15 protein-coding genes are annotated in these 20455 nt (G+C 47.4%); 6 read left to right on the forward strand and 9 right to left on the reverse strand.

Features of this window, described 5'->3' with window-relative positions; all coding sequences use genetic code 11:
* Positions 1-72 precede the first annotated feature (72 nt).
* Entirely contained in the window at positions 73-285 is a 213-nt protein-coding gene (locus tag PIL01S_RS14935) for an immunity 17 family protein (protein WP_127538176.1), read from the forward strand.
* Positions 286-463: 178 nt separating this feature from the next.
* Here the strand turns inward: PIL01S_RS14935 and PIL01S_RS14940 are convergent, their stop codons facing one another.
* On the reverse strand, positions 464-3052 hold the full coding sequence (locus PIL01S_RS14940; RefSeq protein WP_127538177.1) for a glycine betaine ABC transporter substrate-binding protein: 2589 nt from the start codon (positions 3050-3052) through the stop codon (positions 464-466).
* Complete coding sequence (locus PIL01S_RS14945; protein ID WP_127538178.1) at positions 3018-4247, reverse strand: quaternary amine ABC transporter ATP-binding protein; 1230 nt, start codon at positions 4245-4247, stop codon at positions 3018-3020. The genes PIL01S_RS14940 and PIL01S_RS14945 overlap by 35 nt, the downstream gene beginning before the upstream one ends.
* A gap of 495 nt (positions 4248-4742) precedes the next feature.
* Between PIL01S_RS14945 and PIL01S_RS14950 the strand changes: the two genes are divergently transcribed.
* Positions 4743-5318 carry a GbsR/MarR family transcriptional regulator gene (locus tag PIL01S_RS14950; protein WP_095289047.1) on the forward strand — a complete coding sequence of 192 codons (576 nt, stop codon included), beginning with the start codon at positions 4743-4745 and terminating at the stop codon, positions 5316-5318.
* A 90-nt stretch (positions 5319-5408) separates the two neighbouring features.
* Here the strand turns inward: PIL01S_RS14950 and PIL01S_RS14955 are convergent, their stop codons facing one another.
* The gene (locus PIL01S_RS14955) at positions 5409-7037 is read right to left on the reverse strand and encodes a helix-turn-helix domain-containing protein (RefSeq protein WP_164764242.1); all 1629 of its coding nucleotides are present in this window, start codon (positions 7035-7037) and stop codon (positions 5409-5411) included.
* 149 nt (positions 7038-7186) lie between these two features.
* The gene (locus tag PIL01S_RS14960; RefSeq protein WP_127538180.1) at positions 7187-8473 is read right to left on the reverse strand and encodes a DUF5050 domain-containing protein; all 1287 of its coding nucleotides are present in this window, start codon (positions 8471-8473) and stop codon (positions 7187-7189) included.
* Positions 8474-8712: 239 nt separating this feature from the next.
* On the opposite strand from PIL01S_RS14960, the gene PIL01S_RS14965 reads away from it, so the two are divergent.
* Both PIL01S_RS14965 and PIL01S_RS14970 read left to right on the forward strand, forming a co-directional pair.
* Positions 8713-9723 (forward strand): Gfo/Idh/MocA family oxidoreductase, encoded by a 1011-nt coding sequence (locus PIL01S_RS14965; RefSeq protein ID WP_127538181.1) that lies wholly within the window; start codon positions 8713-8715, stop codon positions 9721-9723.
* Positions 9724-9753: 30 nt separating this feature from the next.
* Entirely contained in the window at positions 9754-10740 is a 987-nt protein-coding gene (locus tag PIL01S_RS14970) for a Gfo/Idh/MocA family protein (RefSeq protein ID WP_127538182.1), read from the forward strand.
* On the opposite strand, the gene PIL01S_RS14975 is transcribed toward PIL01S_RS14970, so the two are convergent.
* From PIL01S_RS14975 to PIL01S_RS14985, 3 genes are all read right to left on the reverse strand, one after another.
* Positions 10737-11543, reverse strand: coding sequence for a MurR/RpiR family transcriptional regulator (locus tag PIL01S_RS14975; protein ID WP_246058293.1), 807 nt, complete (start codon positions 11541-11543; stop codon positions 10737-10739). The genes PIL01S_RS14970 and PIL01S_RS14975 overlap by 4 nt on opposite strands.
* 108 nt (positions 11544-11651) lie before the next feature.
* The gene (locus PIL01S_RS14980; RefSeq protein WP_127538183.1) at positions 11652-12485 is read right to left on the reverse strand and encodes an ABC transporter permease subunit; all 834 of its coding nucleotides are present in this window, start codon (positions 12483-12485) and stop codon (positions 11652-11654) included.
* On the reverse strand, positions 12478-13383 hold the full coding sequence (locus PIL01S_RS14985; protein ID WP_127538184.1) for an ABC transporter ATP-binding protein: 906 nt from the start codon (positions 13381-13383) through the stop codon (positions 12478-12480). Before PIL01S_RS14985 ends, PIL01S_RS14980 begins: the two co-directional genes overlap by 8 nt.
* Before the next feature lie 453 nt (positions 13384-13836).
* On the opposite strand from PIL01S_RS14985, the gene PIL01S_RS14990 reads away from it, so the two are divergent.
* Together PIL01S_RS14990 and PIL01S_RS14995 are read left to right on the forward strand one after the other, a co-directional pair.
* Positions 13837-15672 carry an HSP90 family protein gene (locus PIL01S_RS14990; protein ID WP_127538185.1) on the forward strand — a complete coding sequence of 612 codons (1836 nt, stop codon included), beginning with the start codon at positions 13837-13839 and terminating at the stop codon, positions 15670-15672.
* Entirely contained in the window at positions 15672-16727 is a 1056-nt protein-coding gene (locus tag PIL01S_RS14995) for a hypothetical protein (protein WP_127538186.1), read from the forward strand. Before PIL01S_RS14990 ends, PIL01S_RS14995 begins: the two co-directional genes overlap by 1 nt.
* Before the next feature lie 100 nt (positions 16728-16827).
* Here the strand turns inward: PIL01S_RS14995 and PIL01S_RS15000 are convergent, their stop codons facing one another.
* Positions 16828-19005: a serine hydrolase gene (locus tag PIL01S_RS15000; protein WP_127538187.1), complete on the reverse strand. Its 2178-nt coding sequence runs from the start codon at positions 19003-19005 to the stop codon at positions 16828-16830.
* 126 nt (positions 19006-19131) lie between these two features.
* Positions 19132-20400, reverse strand: a complete 1269-nt coding sequence (locus tag PIL01S_RS15005; protein WP_127538188.1) for an MDR family MFS transporter — start codon at positions 20398-20400, stop codon at positions 19132-19134.
* Between the last annotated feature and the right edge of the window lie 55 nt (positions 20401-20455).

Below are 20455 nucleotides of genomic sequence, written 5' to 3' on the forward strand. Positions count from 1 at the left end.
ACTATTTAATTACTGTTCATTTTCACCATCAGCGAGTATAGTAAACAGGATTATATTGGAAGGGGTGATGATATGGAGGATCAACCGATCTTGCTCGCATTGGTTGCCATAATCGCGGGGATTTTCAGCATGTTGGGCGGTATGAAAAATTGGGATTGGTTCATGAGTACCTTTCAGGCAGGACTTTTCGTGAAAACGATTGGACGACAGGCAGCAAGGGTAGTCTATGGCATTTTGGGTATAGTACTCATTACAATTGGTGTGTTATTGTTACTTATCGGATAAGGTAGTAGTTCAGTTCAAAGTATACCTACATAGCTCCATTAGAAGTACATCTCAAATGAGATCTAGCTTTAACGAAAACAGTTTGCTCGAATTCCAGAAAAAAGCAGCATATAAAAAAGACCACCGAAAAATTCGGTGGTCTTTTTTCCAAATTGAGGTTGATTCAACTCGATCTGGTTTAATTATCTTTTAAATCGTTAATGGAATTGATGTCCATGTAGGCTGGTACAACCAGACCTGTTTTGGCACCGTCCATATTCGGACCCAGATCATCGATCTGATCCTTATACTTGTTGTAATAATCTGATGAAGTAAGTGGCAACCATGCGGCTGGCGTAGCATCTACATCACCGTTGGCGATGCCCGTCCACATTGGACCGATTTCAACTTGAAGGGAAGTTACATTGTAACCGAGTTTTTCCTTCAGAACATACTCCAGCAAGTTGGTACTTGCAATTTCGGAGTCCCAGGCCACATAACTTAGTTTGATGGATTCGCCATTCACTGGAGTCAGACCTTTGGTCCACTCAGCCACTTGGTCACTATGCTTCTCTGCATAAGCAGCAGCAGCTTGCTGAGCGTCTTCTCCATTTTGAATAGCGATCATCATTTCACCCATCTCTTCAGTTGTCCAAGAGAAGCGATCCAGGAATTCATAAGCGACAGGTTTGTCTTCCTTTAACCCTTTACGGGCAATCGTATGAATCTGTTCGGCTTCACCGTAGACACCTTCCGGATCCTCCAGGTATTTCAGGTCGTATGCGTTGAACATCCAATGTGGTGTCCAGCCAGTAACGATAACCGGTTCCTTATTCTTAACAGCTTTATCCAGCGTAGCTGTCATTGCGGCTCCTGAACCTTCAACCAGTTTCCAGTTGGACAGACCGTATTTCTCAATGGCACTTGCTGTGGATCTCATAATGCCTGCACCTGGATCGATACCGATGATCTGATGGTTCACTTCATCGCCTACATTGGCATTAGCCGTTGGCGCGGAGGAAGCAGCACCGGTTTCCAGATCTTCAATCGAATTCACGTCCGTCATGTATGAAGGAACCACGAGACCGGTACGTACACCTGTCATGTTGGCTCCGAGATCATCCACCTGGTCTTTGTAACGTTCCCAGTAGTCAGCGTGCGTGAGTGGCAGCCAAGCTGCTGGAGAAGCATCTACGTCGCCTGAGGCAACACCCGTCCACATCGGTCCGGCTTCTACTTGCAGAGCATTAACTTTATAACCCAGTTTGTTTTCCATCACATATTTCAGCAGGTTGGTACTTGCGATTTCGGAATCCCAAGCCACATAGCTAAGTTTGAATGCATCACCGTTCACTGGAGTCAGACCTTTGGTCCACTCAGCAATCTGATCCGCATGTTTCTCAGCATATGCTTTAGCTGCTTCTTCCGGGGATGTGCCATCCTGAATAGCAGTCATCATTTCACCCATTTGATCCGACGTCCATTGGAAACGGGACAGGAATTCGTAAGCAACAGGGTGATCTTCTTTCAGACCTTTACGGGCGATGGTATGAATTTCTTCCGCATCACCGAAGGATTTCTCAGGGTCTTCCAGATATTTCAGATCATATTTGTTGAACATCCAGTGCGGTGTCCAACCTGTAATAATAATTGGTTCCTCATTTTTGATCGCTTTGTCCAGCGTAGCCGTCATGGCTGCACCAGAGCCTTCAATAAGAGTCCAGTCAGTCAGTTTATAGTCTTCGATCGCTTTGGCAGCAGATTTCATGATCCCTGCACCTGGGTCAATACCAATGATCTGGTAATTGACTTCTTCACCTACAGCATTGGCTGCTGTGTTGTTACCGCCGGCAGAAGTAGTCCCGCCCGTAAAGTATTGGGAGAAACCGGCAACCAGCACGACAAGTGTAGCTGCTGCGGTAATCCAAGCTTTCTGTTTAGAAGATACACGAGAGGTCTTTTTCCGACCAGGCATAAACAGATTTTGCGTGAAACGGTCGAGTACAATCGCGAGTACCACGACAGCAAGACCTGCTTCGAAACCTTTACCAATTTGAAGCTGTGTTACCGCACGATATACTTCCGCACCAATACCCTGTGCACCGATCATGGATGCAATGACAACCATGGACAGCGACAGCATAATCGTTTGGTTGATCCCCGACATCACGGTAGGCAAGGCGAGTGGAAGCTGTACCTTGAACAGCTTTTGCATGGATGTTGAACCAAACGCATCAGCAGCTTCAACCAGTTCGCCGGAAACCTGTTTGATCCCCAGATGAGTCAGGCGAATGGTTGGCGGAATCGCGAAGATAACTGATGCGATAACACCTGGAACGACACCGAGACTAAAGAAGGTTACGGCTGGCAGCAAGTAGACAAATGCAGGCATTGTCTGCATGAAGTCAAGCAGCGGTGTAATAATGCGTGCTGCAGTTTTGCTGTATGCCAGCCAGATTCCGACTGGAACACCAATCAGGATGGAGATCAATCCAGATGTAATAACCAGACCGAGTGTGTCCATAGATTGGGACCAGTATCCCAAGTTATCCACGAGCAAGAATCCGATAACCGTAAATAGTGTCAATGGGAGGCGACCCACGAGGAACGCTAGAACACCCAGTATCGCAATGAACAGGAGCGGATGGGGCAACATAAACAGCCCGGAGAAGAATCCGACTACTTCCTGAATAACAACAGAGATTACATTAAACAATCCGGAGAGCGAGGAACTCATCCAGTCAACGATGGATTCAATCCACGATGCTAGTGGTATTTTGGGAATCATTCACAAGTTCCTCCTTTACTGCAACTTCACCGCTAAGCGCACCCAGCAGGGCACCGCGGACGATAACACCTTGCAGACGGCCATTCTCACCAACAACTGCGAGAGGCACATGGGCTGAACTTACCATTTCGAACAATTCATGAATCAGGGTCTCAGGCGCCACAGTCGGCCCGTCCGTGATCAGAATGTCATTCAATACTTTATTTTCACGCATCGCACGGGTCGCATCTTCTGCTGTAATGACACCAAGCAATTTTTTCGAACGGTCAATGACAAACAGGTTGGAAATACCACGTTCGCGCATTAATTCGAGGGCAACACGAGGACCACGGTCAAGCGTAATTGTTTCAGGGCGCCTCATAACATGTGATGCGGTGAGGACTTTGGACAAATCCACGTCTTCGACGAAGCGGGCCACATAAGAGTTGGCCGGTTGAATCATAATTTCTTCCGGAGTACCGATCTGCACGACAGCGCCGTCCTTCATGAGGGCAATACGATCACCGATGCGCAGCGCTTCGTCCAAGTCATGGGTAATGAAAATAATCGTCTTTTTCATTTTATCCTGAAGCTCAATCAGTTCATCCTGCATATCCCGGCGGATCAGTGGATCTAGTGCACTGAACGCTTCATCCATTAAAAGTACTTCCGGGTCATTGGCAAGCGCACGAGCCAAGCCGACACGCTGCTGCATACCACCACTCAGTTCATCTGGCATCTTATCTTCCCAGCCTTTGAGACCGACCAGTTCAAGTGAGGTTTTCGCTTTTTCTCGTCGAACAGCTTTGTCCACCTTTTGGACTTCAAGTCCATACTCCACATTATCAAGAACGGTACGGTGCGGGAACAACGCAAATTTTTGGAATACCATGCTGATTGTTTTCCGGCGTACTTCGCGCAATTGTTCTTTGTTCATTTTACGTAGATCCTTGCCATGAACGAGAATTTCACCGGATGTTGGTTCAATCAGTCGATTGAACATTCGAACCAGTGTGGATTTACCACTTCCTGAAAGTCCCATGATGACAAAAATCTCACCTTGCTTAATTTCCATGTTGACCCGGTTGACACCAACCGTTATCTGTTTTTCTTTGGCCAACTTTTCTTTTCCCCAACCTTGCTCCAGTAATTGCAGACCTTGCTCGGTTTGGGGGCCAAACAGTTTACTTACATTTTTTACTTCAAGTATGGTCATGTTTTCACCCCTTCTGATGTGTTGTGCACTTCGAACGGCTTTCAGCATCCACAAGCCCATACACTTGTGCGCCCAGCCACGAAATCCGGTAATTGTTGCTTCGCTTCCCGTCTTTCTGGGTAACGTTTTGTATTGTATCAATACTTAACCAGTATATCAACTGAATAAACAGTACATAATGTTTGTACAGTAAAAACTGTACAAAGTTTTCCGTCCGAATGCTCTGTTTTACTCCTTATTCTGCCTAATGAGGCAGCTTTACATTTGATATTGCTTTTCCTACAATAGACAATGAGCTAATTTAAGCTGTTTTTTGGTTAAAGATAGTCGTAGGCAGATGCAACCTGGTAAGGTTCCATTTTTCATACATTGGGTGAACGAAAGCCCTCTGGCATATAGGATGTCCGGCCGGATGCTTTCCCATGTAAGCAGGATCTTGTATGGTTGCAATTATTTGTGCCAAGACTGGGAATGTTCAGAATGGAGGTTGCAAGCATGGGCTTGGACCATTTACAAGAAGAACAGCAGGCAACCGTTCTTAGAATCCGTAAACGCGTCATTGAAGCTATCGGACGTAATATGGATCTATACGGCGTTACGCTGTCCACGGGACACTTATATGGATTGCTTTTTTTTGCAGACAAACCAATGACCCTTGACGATATGGGCCGGGAAATGGAAATGAGCAAAACGAGCATGAGTACCGGCGTACGTACACTGCTGGATCTGAAGATGGTAAATAAGGTATGGAGCAAGGGCTCTCGGAAAGACCTATATGAAGTGGAGTATGACTGGCATCAGACGTTTACGGATTATTTTGCAATTAAATGGAGAAAAGCGGTGGAGAGTAACCTTCAGGTGCTGCGCAAGTCCGTTGAGGAGCTGAATCGTTTGATTAAAGACCTGGACGAGCAAGCAGATGCCGAACTTCTTCACATTCTAAAGGTAGACAAAAATAAAGTGTTGCAAGCGGAAGCATATTACAAATGGTTGGACCGACTGATCGACACCATGGAAGATGAAGAAATCTATAAGCTGGTTCCGCGGGAAGAGATTCAAGATAACTCTTAAGCAGAACCCAAAAGGCGCTCTCCTATTTGGAGGCGCCTTTTTGCTGTGTATTTATAATGAAGAAAAAAATCAGGTTTCGTTCCTAATGCATTAGAATTGCCCGATCAGTCCGGCATGAGAGAGGGCCGCATGCTGCTCTGCGATGTGTATAAGTTCATCCATAATCCGGTGACGTCCCGAAGGTGTCCAGCTCATCATCAGCCAACTTGAAATATCATGTACATTGCCACCAAGTACAGCAGGCGAACGATTCCATGAAGACGTCTGTTTTAACCGCCGCAGCAATTTTTCGCTGGCAGGATGCATGGAGAGACGATGGATGAACAAGTGATCCGTATCCAGCAAAGGGATGCGTTCAGCAGGGTAATCGACCCACTGGTGTTCTGGCGGAGCAATCTGTGCAGGTTGCAGCCCCAATTCGGTATACAACAAATGACTCAGGGGATGATTGATCGTACCCTGCAGCCTGATCATTGGAGGCTTAACCTCTACAAGTGTAACCCGTTCATGGTCAAAAAACTGTTGCAGACGTTTACCAACATCCAGCGTTCTAAATTCAAGCTGTTTGAAATGATCCAAGGCTTGTTTTTCCCGTCCAACCAGCTCGGCAATACGGGAATGAATTTGTTTCCAGTCCTGAACAGGCTCAAGGAGGACGGTTGGCGCAATACTTTTCAGTTTATCGTGATAGGGTTCATGGTGTGTGTCGGCAATAATCAGATCAGGCTTCGATTGGCGAAGCTTGTTGAATTGCAATGTGAGCTTATGCTGGTGTTCGTTCTCGCTCAGTTCCTGATCTGTGAATCCGTTTAGCGTCGCAATCGCTTCTAGCCCCAGGGAAAACAAGTTATGTTCCAGGCCCAGAACGGAAGCCGTTGCTATTCGTAATTGTTCTCTCTTCATATATATACTGGGTGAGATACCGACAGCTTGTTTAAATTTGCGATTAAAATAATACTCATTGCCATAACCTACAGATTCAGCGATATCCTTGATTGAACATCGATCCTGCTGCAATTGTTGTTTGGCTTCTTCAATCCGCAGTCGATTCAGGTAATCTGTTGGTGACATGTCCTTGGCCTTCTTGAAGCTGCGGGAGTATGAGCTCGGAGTCAGGCCAGCGATCTTGGCCAGCTGGTCCATACTTATGCCTTCACCCATGAATCGGTGCATATACATAATGCTTCGTTCCAGGGCAGGGTCAACCTTCTCATGATTGGCTTCTAGACGATTCTCAGAAATGTACTGCAACAACTCGTGGAGCTGAGTGTGTATATTAATAAAATGCTCCTGCTGAACGCCCTGATAGGCTGTATATAATTGTTCCATGCGCGCGACCATCTGCTGCTCATGACGAACAGGCATAGGACCCGTTGACCATTGGAAGGGGAGGCAGGGATTAGAAGTCATCTTCCATTCACCACGCACTTGCTTCAACTGGACTGTGTTCATCGATAGGAGAATGCATTCCGTAATACCGGAGCGGGAGGCAGCCTCAATCGTGGTCCCCTTTTCCAGTACAAATAGTTGATGGGCGCGGGCTTTATGTAATTGATCATTAAGAACCAGGACACCTTCTCCTTGCAAAACAAGACACAGCATAGGCCGGGAAACCGTCTTGCCATGCACACGGAAATTCTCCCCACGGCGTACACGGCACATGGAAGAGAGGAGTGGTAGAGTTGACGTTTCAGAAATGAAGGGAAGCTGTTCATTCATACGGACCATCCTTTTGTCTCATTTTCTTAATGATAACAATTATCATTCTCATATGGAAGACGTTTTTCAAAAATAGTTGTGAACATATAAAAAAGAGGATACCGGGAGCCGCAGGGCTGCAAGGTAATCCTCTTTATTTAATAAGAAATTTAGTTTGGTGTTACCAACAGAATGTCGTCCAGGAATACTTCACTTAACACTTTATTACCTGAGCCATTCGCCTGGATATGATACAAACGATAGAGGTCTTTCGCGTTAATGTAGAAGATGCCTGGTACGTCATCTCTGAAATGGAAGGTGTCCCATTCATCCCCGACCAGTTTGGTTACTTTGAGTGTCGAACTTACAGCGTAGAGGCCATTGTCGCCAGAAATGTAGGCAAGTGTTGCTGTGCCATTGGTCAGCTGATCCCCAACGTAATTGACGTTAGTCAAATTTAGATTGGTCGTTTTGGTGACCTTGCTGCCAGATACGGTTTTTGCGTACGCTTTTTTGTCTGCATCAACGATAACTGCCTTGTCTGTGCCAAGTGCACTTACTTCTCGGATGCTTTTGCTATGAAGCTGGAATGTCTTGCCTGAAGTTGTAAGGGCAAAAGCTTTGCCTGTTGCGTAGTTGTAATCCTTGCTGCTGTCCAGGCTGATTCCTTTGTTATACACGTAAAACGAGCTGCTCCAGCCCCCGGAATATACTGCATTTACGTCCAGCTTGGCTTTTGGATTCACAGCACTTGCCTTGCCTGTACTGTAGTTCACGGTATACATGACCACAGCATTGGTGGAGTAGTAGGTTTCATAAGGATTGGTGTTAACCATCAGTTGCAGTTTGTTTTTTGCCGAATTCATAAAATAAGTGCTTTCCACTGCGCCTTCGGCAATCCGTTGTACAGTTCCGCTGCCATTTGTAGCTTTGGAGACGATCCAGGTATTGCCGTTAACGAGCGCGTTGTAATAAACGCGGCCCTTAATGACAGCGAGCAGCGGGAATTCCGTATCTGCTTTGTCCGCGATCTTTTTAACGGAAGTTGGCTCACCATCACCACTCGCACGATAGATTGAACCTTTCGCATCCATGTAATAAATGAATCCGTTATCCGTATCGTAACGCAGAACGTCGGTTGCAAACGTCTCGGCGGTATCGCGCGATCCGTCATTGGGGACCCGAAGCAGTGTTGTGGAAGTTTCAGTTGAAGTGTAGAAGAGGTGAGAACCTGCCGCTACAAGGTCCACACCCTGAAAATCAAGTAAAACTTCTGTCGTATTGCTGCCATCCCCGGATACTTTGTACAATACACCGTCCGAATCGTAATACACAGTAGATTGATTAAGGGAAGCTGCCTGTGCTGCATTACCTCCACCCAATATTGCTGCAGTGATCAGTGTAAACAACAGAAAAGTACTGATCTTGCGCTGCATGCCTGTAAACCATTTGCTCATGTCTCCATCGACACCCTTCATCCATATGTATGTAGTTCGTTTCTTAATTTATATCGGTAAACTAGGGAAAAATTGTTATATCTGAGCTGCCCGATGCGCACAGTTTGAAATTGAATTTCACGCTATCCCAAGCCTTGAATCCATTTTCGAATGTTGCTGCCATTCCTTTTCCAAAGCATTCACCACGAGTCTGCTGCATGATAACATTGCGCTTAACCAAAGTAGAGGAGTGATTTCATATGTTGAAGATCGCTATTATTGGATTTGGAAATGCGGTAGTAAATTATCATCTGCCTTATCTGGAGAGAAGAGAGCAGATCCAGGTGAAGACAATCTACCGACGTGAGGAAGACCGGCTGGGTGACACGGAGCGAGAGGGCTACTACCCTGAAATTACGTTTACTACAGTCCTTAACGATATACTGCATGATCCAGATATCGAACTGATTGTTGTTGCGACTCATGTGGACAGTCATGTTGAATACGCCAAATTGGCATTGGAACATGGCAAACATGTTTTGGTCGAGAAGCCGTTTGCCTCAACTTCGGCTGAAGCCAAGGAGATTTTTGAACTGGCGGAACGTAAACATCTTATCGCGATGGCGAACCAGAACCGCAGGTATGATGGGGACTTTCTTACTTTGAAAAAAGTGATCGAGAGCGGCAAGCTGGGCAATATTGTGGAGATCCAGTCCCACTATGATTATTTTCATCCGCAGTACAGTCGCAAAGGGTTTGGGTTGCTGCATGGTTTGGCGGTGCATACCATTGATCAGTTAATATCGTTATACGGTGAAGCAGACCGGATTGATTATGATGTCCGAAGTCTGGTGGCGCCTGGGGAATCGGATGACTATATCGATATAGATTTCCGGTACGGCCGGATGAAAGCAACCATTAAGTGCAGCTTGCTTGTCAAGATCGAACATCCAAAATTTATCATACACGGAGACCGGGGCAGTTTTGTGAAGTACAGCAGTGGTCATCAATCGAAGAATGGAGCCGGACCAACATCCTTATCCTTTGATATTGAACCTGAAACGAATTGGGGGATACTGAGTTATGTGGACGAGAAAGGGGAGTCCCATACGGAGAACGTACCGTCTGAAGTGACGGACTATGGCATTTTATATGAGAAATTGTTTGAGGCTATCCGTCATCACGGTGAGAAGCCCGTCAAGGATCATGAGGTTTTATATGTACTGGATATTTTGCATGATGGAGTTGAAGCCGCGAAAAAGGCCAGATGATTGGATATAAAGAAGAGGAGCGAAACAACGATGAATATAGCTGCGATTGGGACAGGATTTATTGTGGATGCCATTTTATCGGCAATTGAAGAAGTGTATGGAGTGAAATGTACAGCCATTTACTCCCGGAAAAGGGAAACAGCAGAGCCGCTTGCAGACAAATATGGAGTGCAGACTATCTACACGAATCTGAACGAACTCTATACTGACCCAAATGTGGACTTTATTTACATCGCATCACCCAACAGCATGCATTATGAGCAGGCCTATCAGGCGCTTCAGCATGGTAAACATGTCGTCTGTGAGAAACCATTCACATCAACGGCATGGGAAGCCCAAACGCTGATTAAACTGGCCCGGGATAAAAATCTGTTTCTGTTTGAGGCGATCTCAAACATCCATCTCCCTAACTACAACAAGGTGGAGGAACAGCTTTCCAAACTGGGGAATATCCGGTTCATTCAGTGCAATTATAGCCAGTACTCGAGTAGATACAATCAGCTGCTTGCCGGGGAGACACCAAATGTATTTAACCCCGAATTCTCTGGTGGTGCGCTGATGGATATCAACATATACAACCTTCATTTTGTCATGAAAATGTTTGGCAGCCCGAAAACCGTATCCTATACGGCCAACCGACACATCAATGGAATTGATACATCAGGGGTGGTGGTTCTGAAGTATCCCGAGTTTATTGCGGAGTGTGTAGGATGTAAGGACACAACCAGCATGAATTTTGTCTTGATCCAGGGGGAGAAGGGATATATTCAAGTTGTAGGAGGAGCTAACGGGTGCCAGGAAATCAAGATCCAGATTGGGCAGGAACCCCTGGAGATGATCAACGTGCAGGCACAGTCAAACTGGCTTTATTACGAATGGGAAGCCTTTAGAAATATCTACATCAATAAGGATTACACGAAATGTTATGAGCTCCTGAGCCACAGTCAATCTGTGATGAACATATTGGCAGAAGCGCGCAAGGATGCGGGGATTGTATTTGCTGCCGATCGGGTTTAATAGCTGTCACGAATGCTGCTCATGTACAAGATATCGAAGATATAAAGTACAGAAACCATGGAGGACATCTTGGAAAGCCTCATTTGTTCATTGTAGCCATAGCTGAGCAGGGTTTCGGTAGATTGTCTGGACAAGCTGGAATGGTTATTACCCGTGATCGCAATGACGTTCATGTTTTTCCCGTTCAGAATTTTGGCGACATCAACCATCGACTGATTCTCCCCGGTATGTGAGATGACGAAGGAAAGTGTGGATACATTAGGGTTCATCGTGTTCAGATAATGCATATTTCCACTGTTGTGCGCGATAGCGGAGATGCCCAGTTCATTCCACTTGGTGCAGGCCTGCTGTGCAAGATAGTAGTTCATATCACTGCCGTAGATATCAATCCGGCCGGATTCCTTCACCCAATTTGCGATTCGCTGCAACACAGAAACGTTCAGCAGACGGCGTGTTTCCTCCAATGCCTGATGATAAAGGTAAGGTACGGAATCCATTGCGGAACGTACATCCTCCAGTTCGATAAAGGGATGATTCGCAGGTGGAAGCGTGGCAGGAGCACGCTGATAATCGAGGGCAAGCTTTAATTGAAAGTCTGGGTACCCATGGGTACCCAGCTTTTTGCATAAACGGACAATGGTTGATGAGCTTGTATAGGTGGCTTGAGCCAGTTCATAAGCCGTAGATTCAAAAACAACTTCAGGATTGTTCAGAATGTGGTCCACAATATGCTTCTCCTGTGCCGTTAATTGCTGTGCATATTTCATTTTCTGAAGCAGACTGTATTCCATCAGTCGTTCCATTCCTTTCTTCGGTCATCCCCAAGTGCATGTCTCACTATCATAACCTGTCGTTTTTGTTTTCTCAATCCTGCCGCCATCTGAATGGATACACTCTTGCTGTCATCATGATCAGATCTGACTCTCAGCCAGCTGCTGGCGACTATTCCAGAGGGAAACCAGACGAAGCAGGACCAGGCTGATGAGCAGAAGCGCAGCTCCAATCAGCAGCAGCAATACCGGGCTGATAAGCAGCATTCCGCTTGCCTGACCAGCAATTAGTGCAAGCAGAGGAATAACGATAAGTCCTCCCAGCTGATAAGCTTCCTGAAATCCACGAACTTTGGCCGAGATCAACACATTGAGCAGGATGACCATAAGACTGCATGACGGAACCACCCAAAGCACAAGAATGATCCAATTCCAGTTCGGGAACATCATGGCTCCGAACATGGGGTACATCAGAATATTGGCAATGATCCCATAGATGAGAAAGGTAATCCAGGACAGTATTATGGAAGGTATAAGAGCAGCCAGTACTTTGCCTTTAAACAGGGTATCCATGCTGATGGGTGTGAAGAGAAGTCCTTCGAGCGTCTTGCGTTCCTTCTCCCCCGCGAAGCTGTTCGCTGTCAGAATGCTTGAGGCCATCACCGGAATGATCAGAAACAGCGGTGCGAACATGTATAAGGCCAGATAATAGACAATGCGATGGTTGTCTGTAGCCATGGAGGCCAGTTCCGGAATCTGTCCTGAGCTGCTTAAGATATCGAGACTGTCGAGCAGGAATCCGAGATTTCCAATGGAACGAAGTTCAACTCGGGAAGCCACCCATATGAGTATGGCGGGCATGGTAACCCCGATAATGAGCGGAACGATAAGCATGGGGAGCCATAGCTGAATGCTGGCTGTGATGGCCCGAATATCTTTACGTACCAGTGCTTTTATCGCTTGACGATTATTCATGATGGTGTGCCTCCCTGATGGCAAAATAGATGCTTTCCAGATCACTGCCGATTAGGCGAGCCTGATAGACTTGTCCGTTCGTGGTTAAATGTTTGAGCAGCATGGGGATTTCCTCACGGGACTGGAGCTGGAAAATCGCCTTGTCCGCCGAGAGGATCTCCGGATTAAACTCAGCAGCCGCACTCCATCCATCAGCCAGGACGGCCTCTACCTCAAGCCGTGGCGCAGTGAGATAACGATGTATAATCTCCTGCTCCGAGCCTTCTTCAACCTTGCTTCCCTTTTCCATGAAAATATATCGATCACATACGGCTGAGAGTTGGGACAGGACGTGCGAAGAGACCAGAATGGTCATGTTCTCCTCACGGTTCATCCGGCGAATGATCCGGAGTACCATCTGAATCCCATCGGGGTCCAGACCATTTGTCGGCTCATCCAGAAATAGAATGGACGGGCGATGAAGCAGAACTCGGGCAAGGCCGAGCCGTTTCTTCATGCCTGTGCTGTAGGTGCCCACTTTGCGGTGCTGATACTCCTGTAATTCGAACAGCTCTACCAGCTCGTCAATTCGTTTGGATTGCTGCTGTACACCAAAGGCATCTGCGAAGAAAACGAGATTGTCGCGTCCGCTCATATTTTCATACAGTCCACTTTGTTCCGTGAGTGTGCCGCACATGGCCAGTACCTTCTCTGCATGGTTGGAGGGGTCCAATCCGTTAATCGTTACGGATCCGCTTGTTGCCCCAAGGACACCGTTCATAATGCGGATCAGGGTTGTTTTGCCCGAGCCGTTGGGGCCAATTAATCCGGTAACGCTGCCTTGTTCAATCGTGAAGCTTACATCACGCAGGGCCTGGTGCTCCACAAATTGTTTGGATATGCTGCGAACTTCAATCATATGCCTTCACCATCCGTTCTCTATTTGAAGATGATACGTCTATCAGGACAATATCGTTCAAATGGATTGTAAAAAATATTATTCGGTCCAAAGTCCCACGGAGAAAAGGGCATTTACGCCCTAAAGTCCGAAAAAATCGGGTCTCAGGTTTGTTTTCTCATTCTCTTGTTCATTGTATTGTGGTAAAAAGGATGCAATATCCCGTTTCATTGCCATCCATAATGAGGTAATAAAAGGGAAGGCCTTATACATATGATGTATGCCTGAATATTCATCTAACGCCGGTCTTGGTTACCACCAGGGCCGGCTTGGCGTGGTCGTTTGGCAGTTTCAGGTGTGAAATGCCAATGTCTTAGATTTACATATTTGAAAATTTATAATTCGTCTAACACATCGTATGTACACATATGAAGTCGAAATTGTGTGTGTGTTGGACCAGGAAGGTGAGCAAAAATGGCAGCATCCAATGAGTATCGTTTTCAGGTCAATCTGAGTGGCATGATTCAGATCTTATCGAATCATCTCTATAGCAGTCCCAAAGTTTTCTTGCGTGAGCTGATGCAGAACGCGACCGATGCCATTACAGCACGAAGTGAGGCAGAGCCCGGATTTCAAGGCGAAGTGCGCGTAGAGCTGACAGGCACAGGTGAGCAGTTAACGATGATGGTGGAGGATAACGGCATCGGCTTAACCGAAGCTGATATTCACGAATTTCTGGCGATGATCGGACAATCCTCGAAGCGTGGGCAGCAAGCCCTGCTGGATGGAGAGACTTCTTTTATCGGACGATTCGGGATCGGGCTGTTGTCCTGCTTCATGGTGAGCAATGAGATCGTCATGCTGACCCAATCCGCGAAGGGAGGACCTTCAATGGAATGGCGCGGCAAGCCGGATGGAACCTATACCATTCGCCAGCTTGAGACCCAATTATCTCCGGGAACCAAAGTGTATTTGCGCTGTACGCCGGATGCCGCCCAATATTTTGAACCGGAATATGTGAAGGAAGCTTTGTTCTATTATGGGGCCTTGTTACCTTATCCCGTGACGCTGCAGAGCGAAGGTGTACAGGACATCGTCAATGCCGATTCGCCTGTGTGGCTTACGCAGCCGGAACTTGCCAAAGGGCGCAAAGCGGAGGTGCTTGCATTTGGTGGGCGCCTGCTTGGAGAGACATTTGAAGATTTCATTCCACTGACGACAGCTTCCGGGCGTACCGGAGGGATTGCATTTGTGCTTCCACATGCCGTCAATCTGAATGCCAAGCGTTCTCACCGGGTGTATTTGAAGCGGATGCTGATCTCGGAGAAGGCAGAGAATATTTTGCCGGATTGGGCCTTCTTTGTGAAATGTCTGATCTGGACCGATGAGCTTCAACCAACGGCTTCGCGTGAACATTTTTATGAAAATGAAAAGCTGGAGGAAGTACGCTCCGAACTTGGCGATGCCCTTCGTCAAGGACTGTCCGATATGGCGGAGAACCAGACAGAGCGCCTGAAGAAGCTGATACGTCTGCATGCACTCTCCATGAAGGCACTGGCTGTGCAGGATCAGGATTTTTACGCAATGATCTATCGCTGGCTGCCATTTGAGAGCACACGGGGCCACCGGGAGCTGGGGGAGTTAATGGCTGAAGGAGAGACGTTATACTTCACAGCGACGGTGGATGAGTATCGCCAGATTCACCATGTCGCGTCTGCCCAATCCCTGCTCGTTATTAATGGCGGATACATCTATGACAACGAATTGATGGCGACACTGCCACTTGCGGTACCAAATGTGCATACAGAGCGACTGCAGCCGGATCAGGTTTCGCTTAGCTTCACGGATGTTCCTCCAGCCCAGCGCAATGATTATTATGATGCGCTGCGTCTGGCGGATTCGGCACTTCAGCGCTTTCGCTGCCGTGCCGAGGTGAAGGGGTTCAAACCGGAAGACCTGCCTGTACTGTTCACGCTATCGCAGGAATCTTCTACGCTTCGTGCATTGGAAAAGGCGAGTGAGGAGAGCACAGAACTGTTCTCTTCCGTACTGGGCTCGTTATCCGCTGGCATCAGCTCTGCTGGCTACTCCACCTTGTATCTGAATGTAAATAATCCAATCATTCAGCGCGTGTTAACGACACCAGATGCCCAAATGACGCCGATCGCCATTGAGATGCTCTATGTGAATGCGCTGATGATGGGCCACTATGCCATGAACCGGCAGGAGCTTGAGGTGCTGAATCAAGGCATCGTTCGTTTTATTGATTGGGGTTTACGCGCAAATACGGATCGTAAGGGGGATGTCTGATGAATACAGAGATGGATTTCGAGGAATTGATGGACGAGGCCTATGGCTTGCCTAACGGTACAGCGAAACTGGGTATGCTTGAAGAAGCAGCCCGAGTGGCCGACGTAAATGGCATGGAGGAAGAGGCATACGAAGCTCGATCCGAGATTGTGGAAACAGCCACGTTCTGTGGATATCCCATGAAAGCACTTATCGCTTTTTCCTGGCAGCTCGGCAAGTTTGATCAGCAGCCTGAGCGCTATGACGAAGAGACATTAATGTGGTCGTACAAATGGATCCTGGGCGAACTCTCCAGTTTCCCCGAGGTCTCTCGCGATAAGATGATGGAGCTGCTGGAGGACTTTGGGCGACGTTTCAAATCCTTTGGCTACAGTGAGCGTTCATACTGGTATTACCGTTTCCGCTTATTCATGGATCTTGGTGACCTGGAGGAAGCAGGAAGCAGTTATGCCAAGTTCAAAATAATGGACCGTGACTTTATGAGTGATTGTGAAGCTTGCGAACAGGATGAAATCATGCGTTACTGGATTCTAATGGGAGATGATGAGCAGGTTCTGGAGGCGGCCAAGCCGATCTTGAAGGGTCGTATGAGCTGCGCTGAAATTCCGCACCTGACGTTATCCGAAGTCCTGATGCCGCTATATCGTCTTGGACGGATTGAGGAAGCGAACAAGCATCAGCAGAAGGGTTACCGGATGATCAAGGGCCAAAATGATTTTGTACAGAGCTTCGCAGAACAAATGGATTATCTGGCACGAACCAACCCGTCGAAGGGCATTGATGTGTTGGAAGAAAGTCTGGTACTGGCCGCCCATCATGAAGATCCTTTTGCTAAAATGATGTTCTACGCCAGAGCAGCTCAGCTGCTGCGCCGCTGGGCAGAGGAATCGCCAGGGTACCGATTGCGCCTTCCTGCTTCTTTCCCGTATGAAGGAGACCCTGGAGACTTTGGCGCATTGGCTGATTATTTTGAGGGTTATGCTAAGGCTGCTGCTGAGAAATACGATCAACGGAATGGCAATCATCATGTCTCTTCGTTGCTCGCCAACGTGTAACATAACAGGGTAAAAAAACAGGCTTGTTCGAAGAAGGTTATCCTCCTTCCGAACAAGCCTGTTGGACGTGTCTGGAATTAAGTTACTACACTTTGGTCATTTAAGGTGTTTCCTCCGGATTGGCAGATGAAGGCTGATCCTCATCAGCCTCATCCACATTGGAGGCTTCTGGTTGAGGCTGTTGAGCCATAAGTTCAGCTACAATCTTATCCGTTGGTTGAGTAAACAATTGATACATAATGGCAGCCTCTTCTTGACGAATAAGCGGTTTGCGGGCAAGAACATCCACAGAACCATCCTTCAGTACCTTCACTTCCGGACCATGAATGCCGAGTTTAACCATCATCTGGATTGCGGGTACAGCCCACTCATCCGCATGTCCGGCAAGCTTCACATCCTGGAACAGCTCATTTGGATACTGCAGCTGCAGCGATCTCCAGATCATGACCATGGCTTCCTGACGGGTAATGACTTGATCCGGCTTGAATTGTTTGGAATCCGCACCCGTGATCATGCCGACTTCATAACCGAGCTGGATGTAGCCTGCTGCAGGGTGACTGGTCCAATCGCTATCCGCAGGCGGTGTTGTTTGGCTTGGTTTGAGACCGCTCATTTTTAGTACATTCTCTATGAATTCCGCACGTGTAACGGCCGACTTGGGCTGGAATGCTTCGGTTGCATCGTTGTCATAATGACCGAGCGACTGTAATCCATAGATGGCCTCGGCATAAGGGCTATCCGGACGAACGTCCCGGAATCCCTGAGGCTGCTGCCCTTTTTTCTCATATCCCAGCGGATTGAGGTAGGGCTCTTTCATATAGATTGTTCCATCTGCTTGTTCCTTAAAGGCTGTGAATTGACCCGTTAACTCATCCTTGAACAGATTCTCATCCACCTGAATCAGGGTACGTGGGCCCAGGAAGGCATCTGAAATGCTCAATTTACCGGGTTCTGTGCCACCGTTTTTGAGAGAACTGACAATCGTGCTAAGTCTTAGGTCAGCATAGAGTCCGGCGAAGCGTTCCAGTTCATTGGTGGATTGAGGCGTAAAGTCCTTGATTACGACCGGCTCCGCATATTGCGGGAAGAAGGTCTGGATGAAAGCCGGGTAGAACAGATTACGAAGAGCTCCCGACTGATTGTACGTAAGGAAGACGCCTGTATTTTGCTCCGGAATAAGGAAGAGATAAGAGCTGAAACCGATCAGGTCGCCTGCCTTGGTAATAATTGCGGGACTGCTTCCCGCACCAGGCAGCTGAAATGCTGCTTCAAATCCATACGTTGTGTCCGGGAGTACCGGATGAATGGAAGAGCGATACTGCTCCATGCTTTTGACGGTGGATTCCTTCAGTATACGCTCGTTATCTTTCACACCATCATTCAGAAAAGCAATCATGAAGTTCCCGATATCCTCGGCCGTTGACAACATGCCTCCTTGAGGCATCGGTGTTGGAGAGAGGGTGTACAGATCGAGCGGATTATGTACCGCATCATACGCTGTCGCGAGCTGATCCTTGAACTTGTCGTTCAACACGAAACTGCTGTTATCCATACCGAGTGGTTTGAAAATGTGCTGCTGCATGTACGTCTCAAATGGTTCACCGCTGACATTCTCCACAATCATGCCGAGCAGCAGGAATGAGAAGTTGTCGTACATATAGGCACTGCCAGGCTCTCTGACGACAGGAGGCATGTGCTGCTGTGCATAGTCCTCCATGGAGACTGTTTTGTCGAAGTCGGCGTGAATATCTTCCTGCTGCGGATCGCGAATCTCGAATCCGGTAGTGTGCGTAAGCAGGTTTTCCACAGTGACAGGTTTGTCAAAAGGGTTATCAAACTCAAGTCCCTTCACATACGTTTGAAAATCGGCTTGCAGATCTACCTTCCCCTGCTCCACCAATTGCATGACGGCTGCTGCCGTAAATGTTTTGGAGACGGAGGCTACGCGAAAAGCCGTACTTTTCGGATCGACAGGCGTTTTGCTCTCCTGATCGGCATAGCCGTAGCCTTTCTCTGCCAGGACTTTGCCATCCTTGACGACAACAACGGAAGCACCGACATATTGTGCCTTGGCTTCAGCCGAATCAAAAAACGTGTCCAGAAATGCCTCTGCTGATTCAGAGGTTAGAGCCTTGGTTTGTCCTTTTTCATTGACCTGAGGTGATGAGGTTTCCGCATGAACCGCTGGTGCCCAGAGACTTAACGACAGGACGAAAGCCATGAATGCACCCGTTAGCGAGGTGACTCTGAAGCGGCTCCTTCGATTGGATAAATGCATGTAAACACTCCCTTGCTCAAATTTTGGCAATAAAGCATGTTCACTGTGTATTACTTCCAATCGGCTCAATAGGTTTCATGATTAGTTAGATTACGAAACTTAAAAGGTTTCTTAACGGTAAGGAGCTTATGAGGCATCCGCACATCGCAGGGACTCGCTCAGTTCAGCTGACGGCCTGAGTGATTGGCGGAAAAATACAAGAGCAAAGGCCCCAATGATGACATACAGGCTGGCCATGGCATATGAAGGCAGCATTGCTCCGATCATTAGCCCCAAACTGCCCAGCAGGGCAGCGACATTATAACTCATGCCATCTGCAGCCATATATGCTGCTCGATTCGAATCGGGGATCATCCCGGCAAGAAGCACCTGACGAACTGGAGAATACATCAATTCGCCAATCGTCAGCAGGACGGCAGAGCCGATTAGGAGTAAGGCCCAGTTGCTAAATGCAAGTACAGCGAATCCGGCGGTGTAGAGACACATGCCAACCGTCATGATGGATCTGGATTGGAACCGTGCCATCCATTTGGAGAATGGGATAGCAATCAAGGCAACCAGGACCGTGTTGATCGCCAAGATTAGACTGAACATCTGCAGACCCGGAATGTTCCAGTGGAACAGCTGGGCACTGAACTCACTTTTCAGACGGACAGCAATGTATTTATCCAGTTGGAATTCGAGAGAGACGGCCAGAACCGAGGCGGTGAAGAAGACCATGAATTTTCTGTCCCTGAGTACACTTCCATAGGTCTTTAGCATATTTCTTCTGACTGGCGCGATGGTCTGAACCGAGCCCGTTTTTGCTGTTCTTTCCATGGTTTCCTGAATGAAAAACAACAAAATGAACAAGGTTACCAAGCTCTCCATGCACACCAGACTGAACAGAATGAATCGGAAGGAATCGAATAACAATCCGCCCATCAGTGCGCCAAATGTAATGGCTACATTGGTCGTCCAATACTGTAATCCATATACATAATGTCGTTCATGTTCACTGCTTACGTCCACGATCATCGCACCTGCGATTGGAACAGTGATACCGGAGCTTAGACTGCTAAGAAAAAACATGATGCAGGTCACTTCTACCGAGTTCAGCCAGGGCGAATTCGCTGCAGCCAGCCAGAACAAGGCGAATACTTGCACACATTGAGCGATGACCATCATTTTTTTGCGTCCAATTCGATCCGACCAGTATCCTGCGCCCAGACCAGCGATCATAGAGGATACAATGTTGACCGTAAGCAGCACACCAGCCCAGCCAGCTCCCATCTGGACACTCAGATAAATGGCCATGAACGGAATGATTGATTTCTGGGTCAAATCTGTAAAAAAGTCAGTGATGATACGAATTTTAATGTTGCGGTGCAAATCAGCATATTTCATCGGTTGCATTTCTTCCTTCCTGGATTGTCATGTAGATGTTACTGAGTATAATGGAGGAAAACCT

The sequence above is a fragment of the Paenibacillus illinoisensis NBRC 15959 genome (assembly GCF_004000925.1).
Lineage (GTDB): Bacteria > Bacillota > Bacilli > Paenibacillales > Paenibacillaceae > Paenibacillus > Paenibacillus illinoisensis.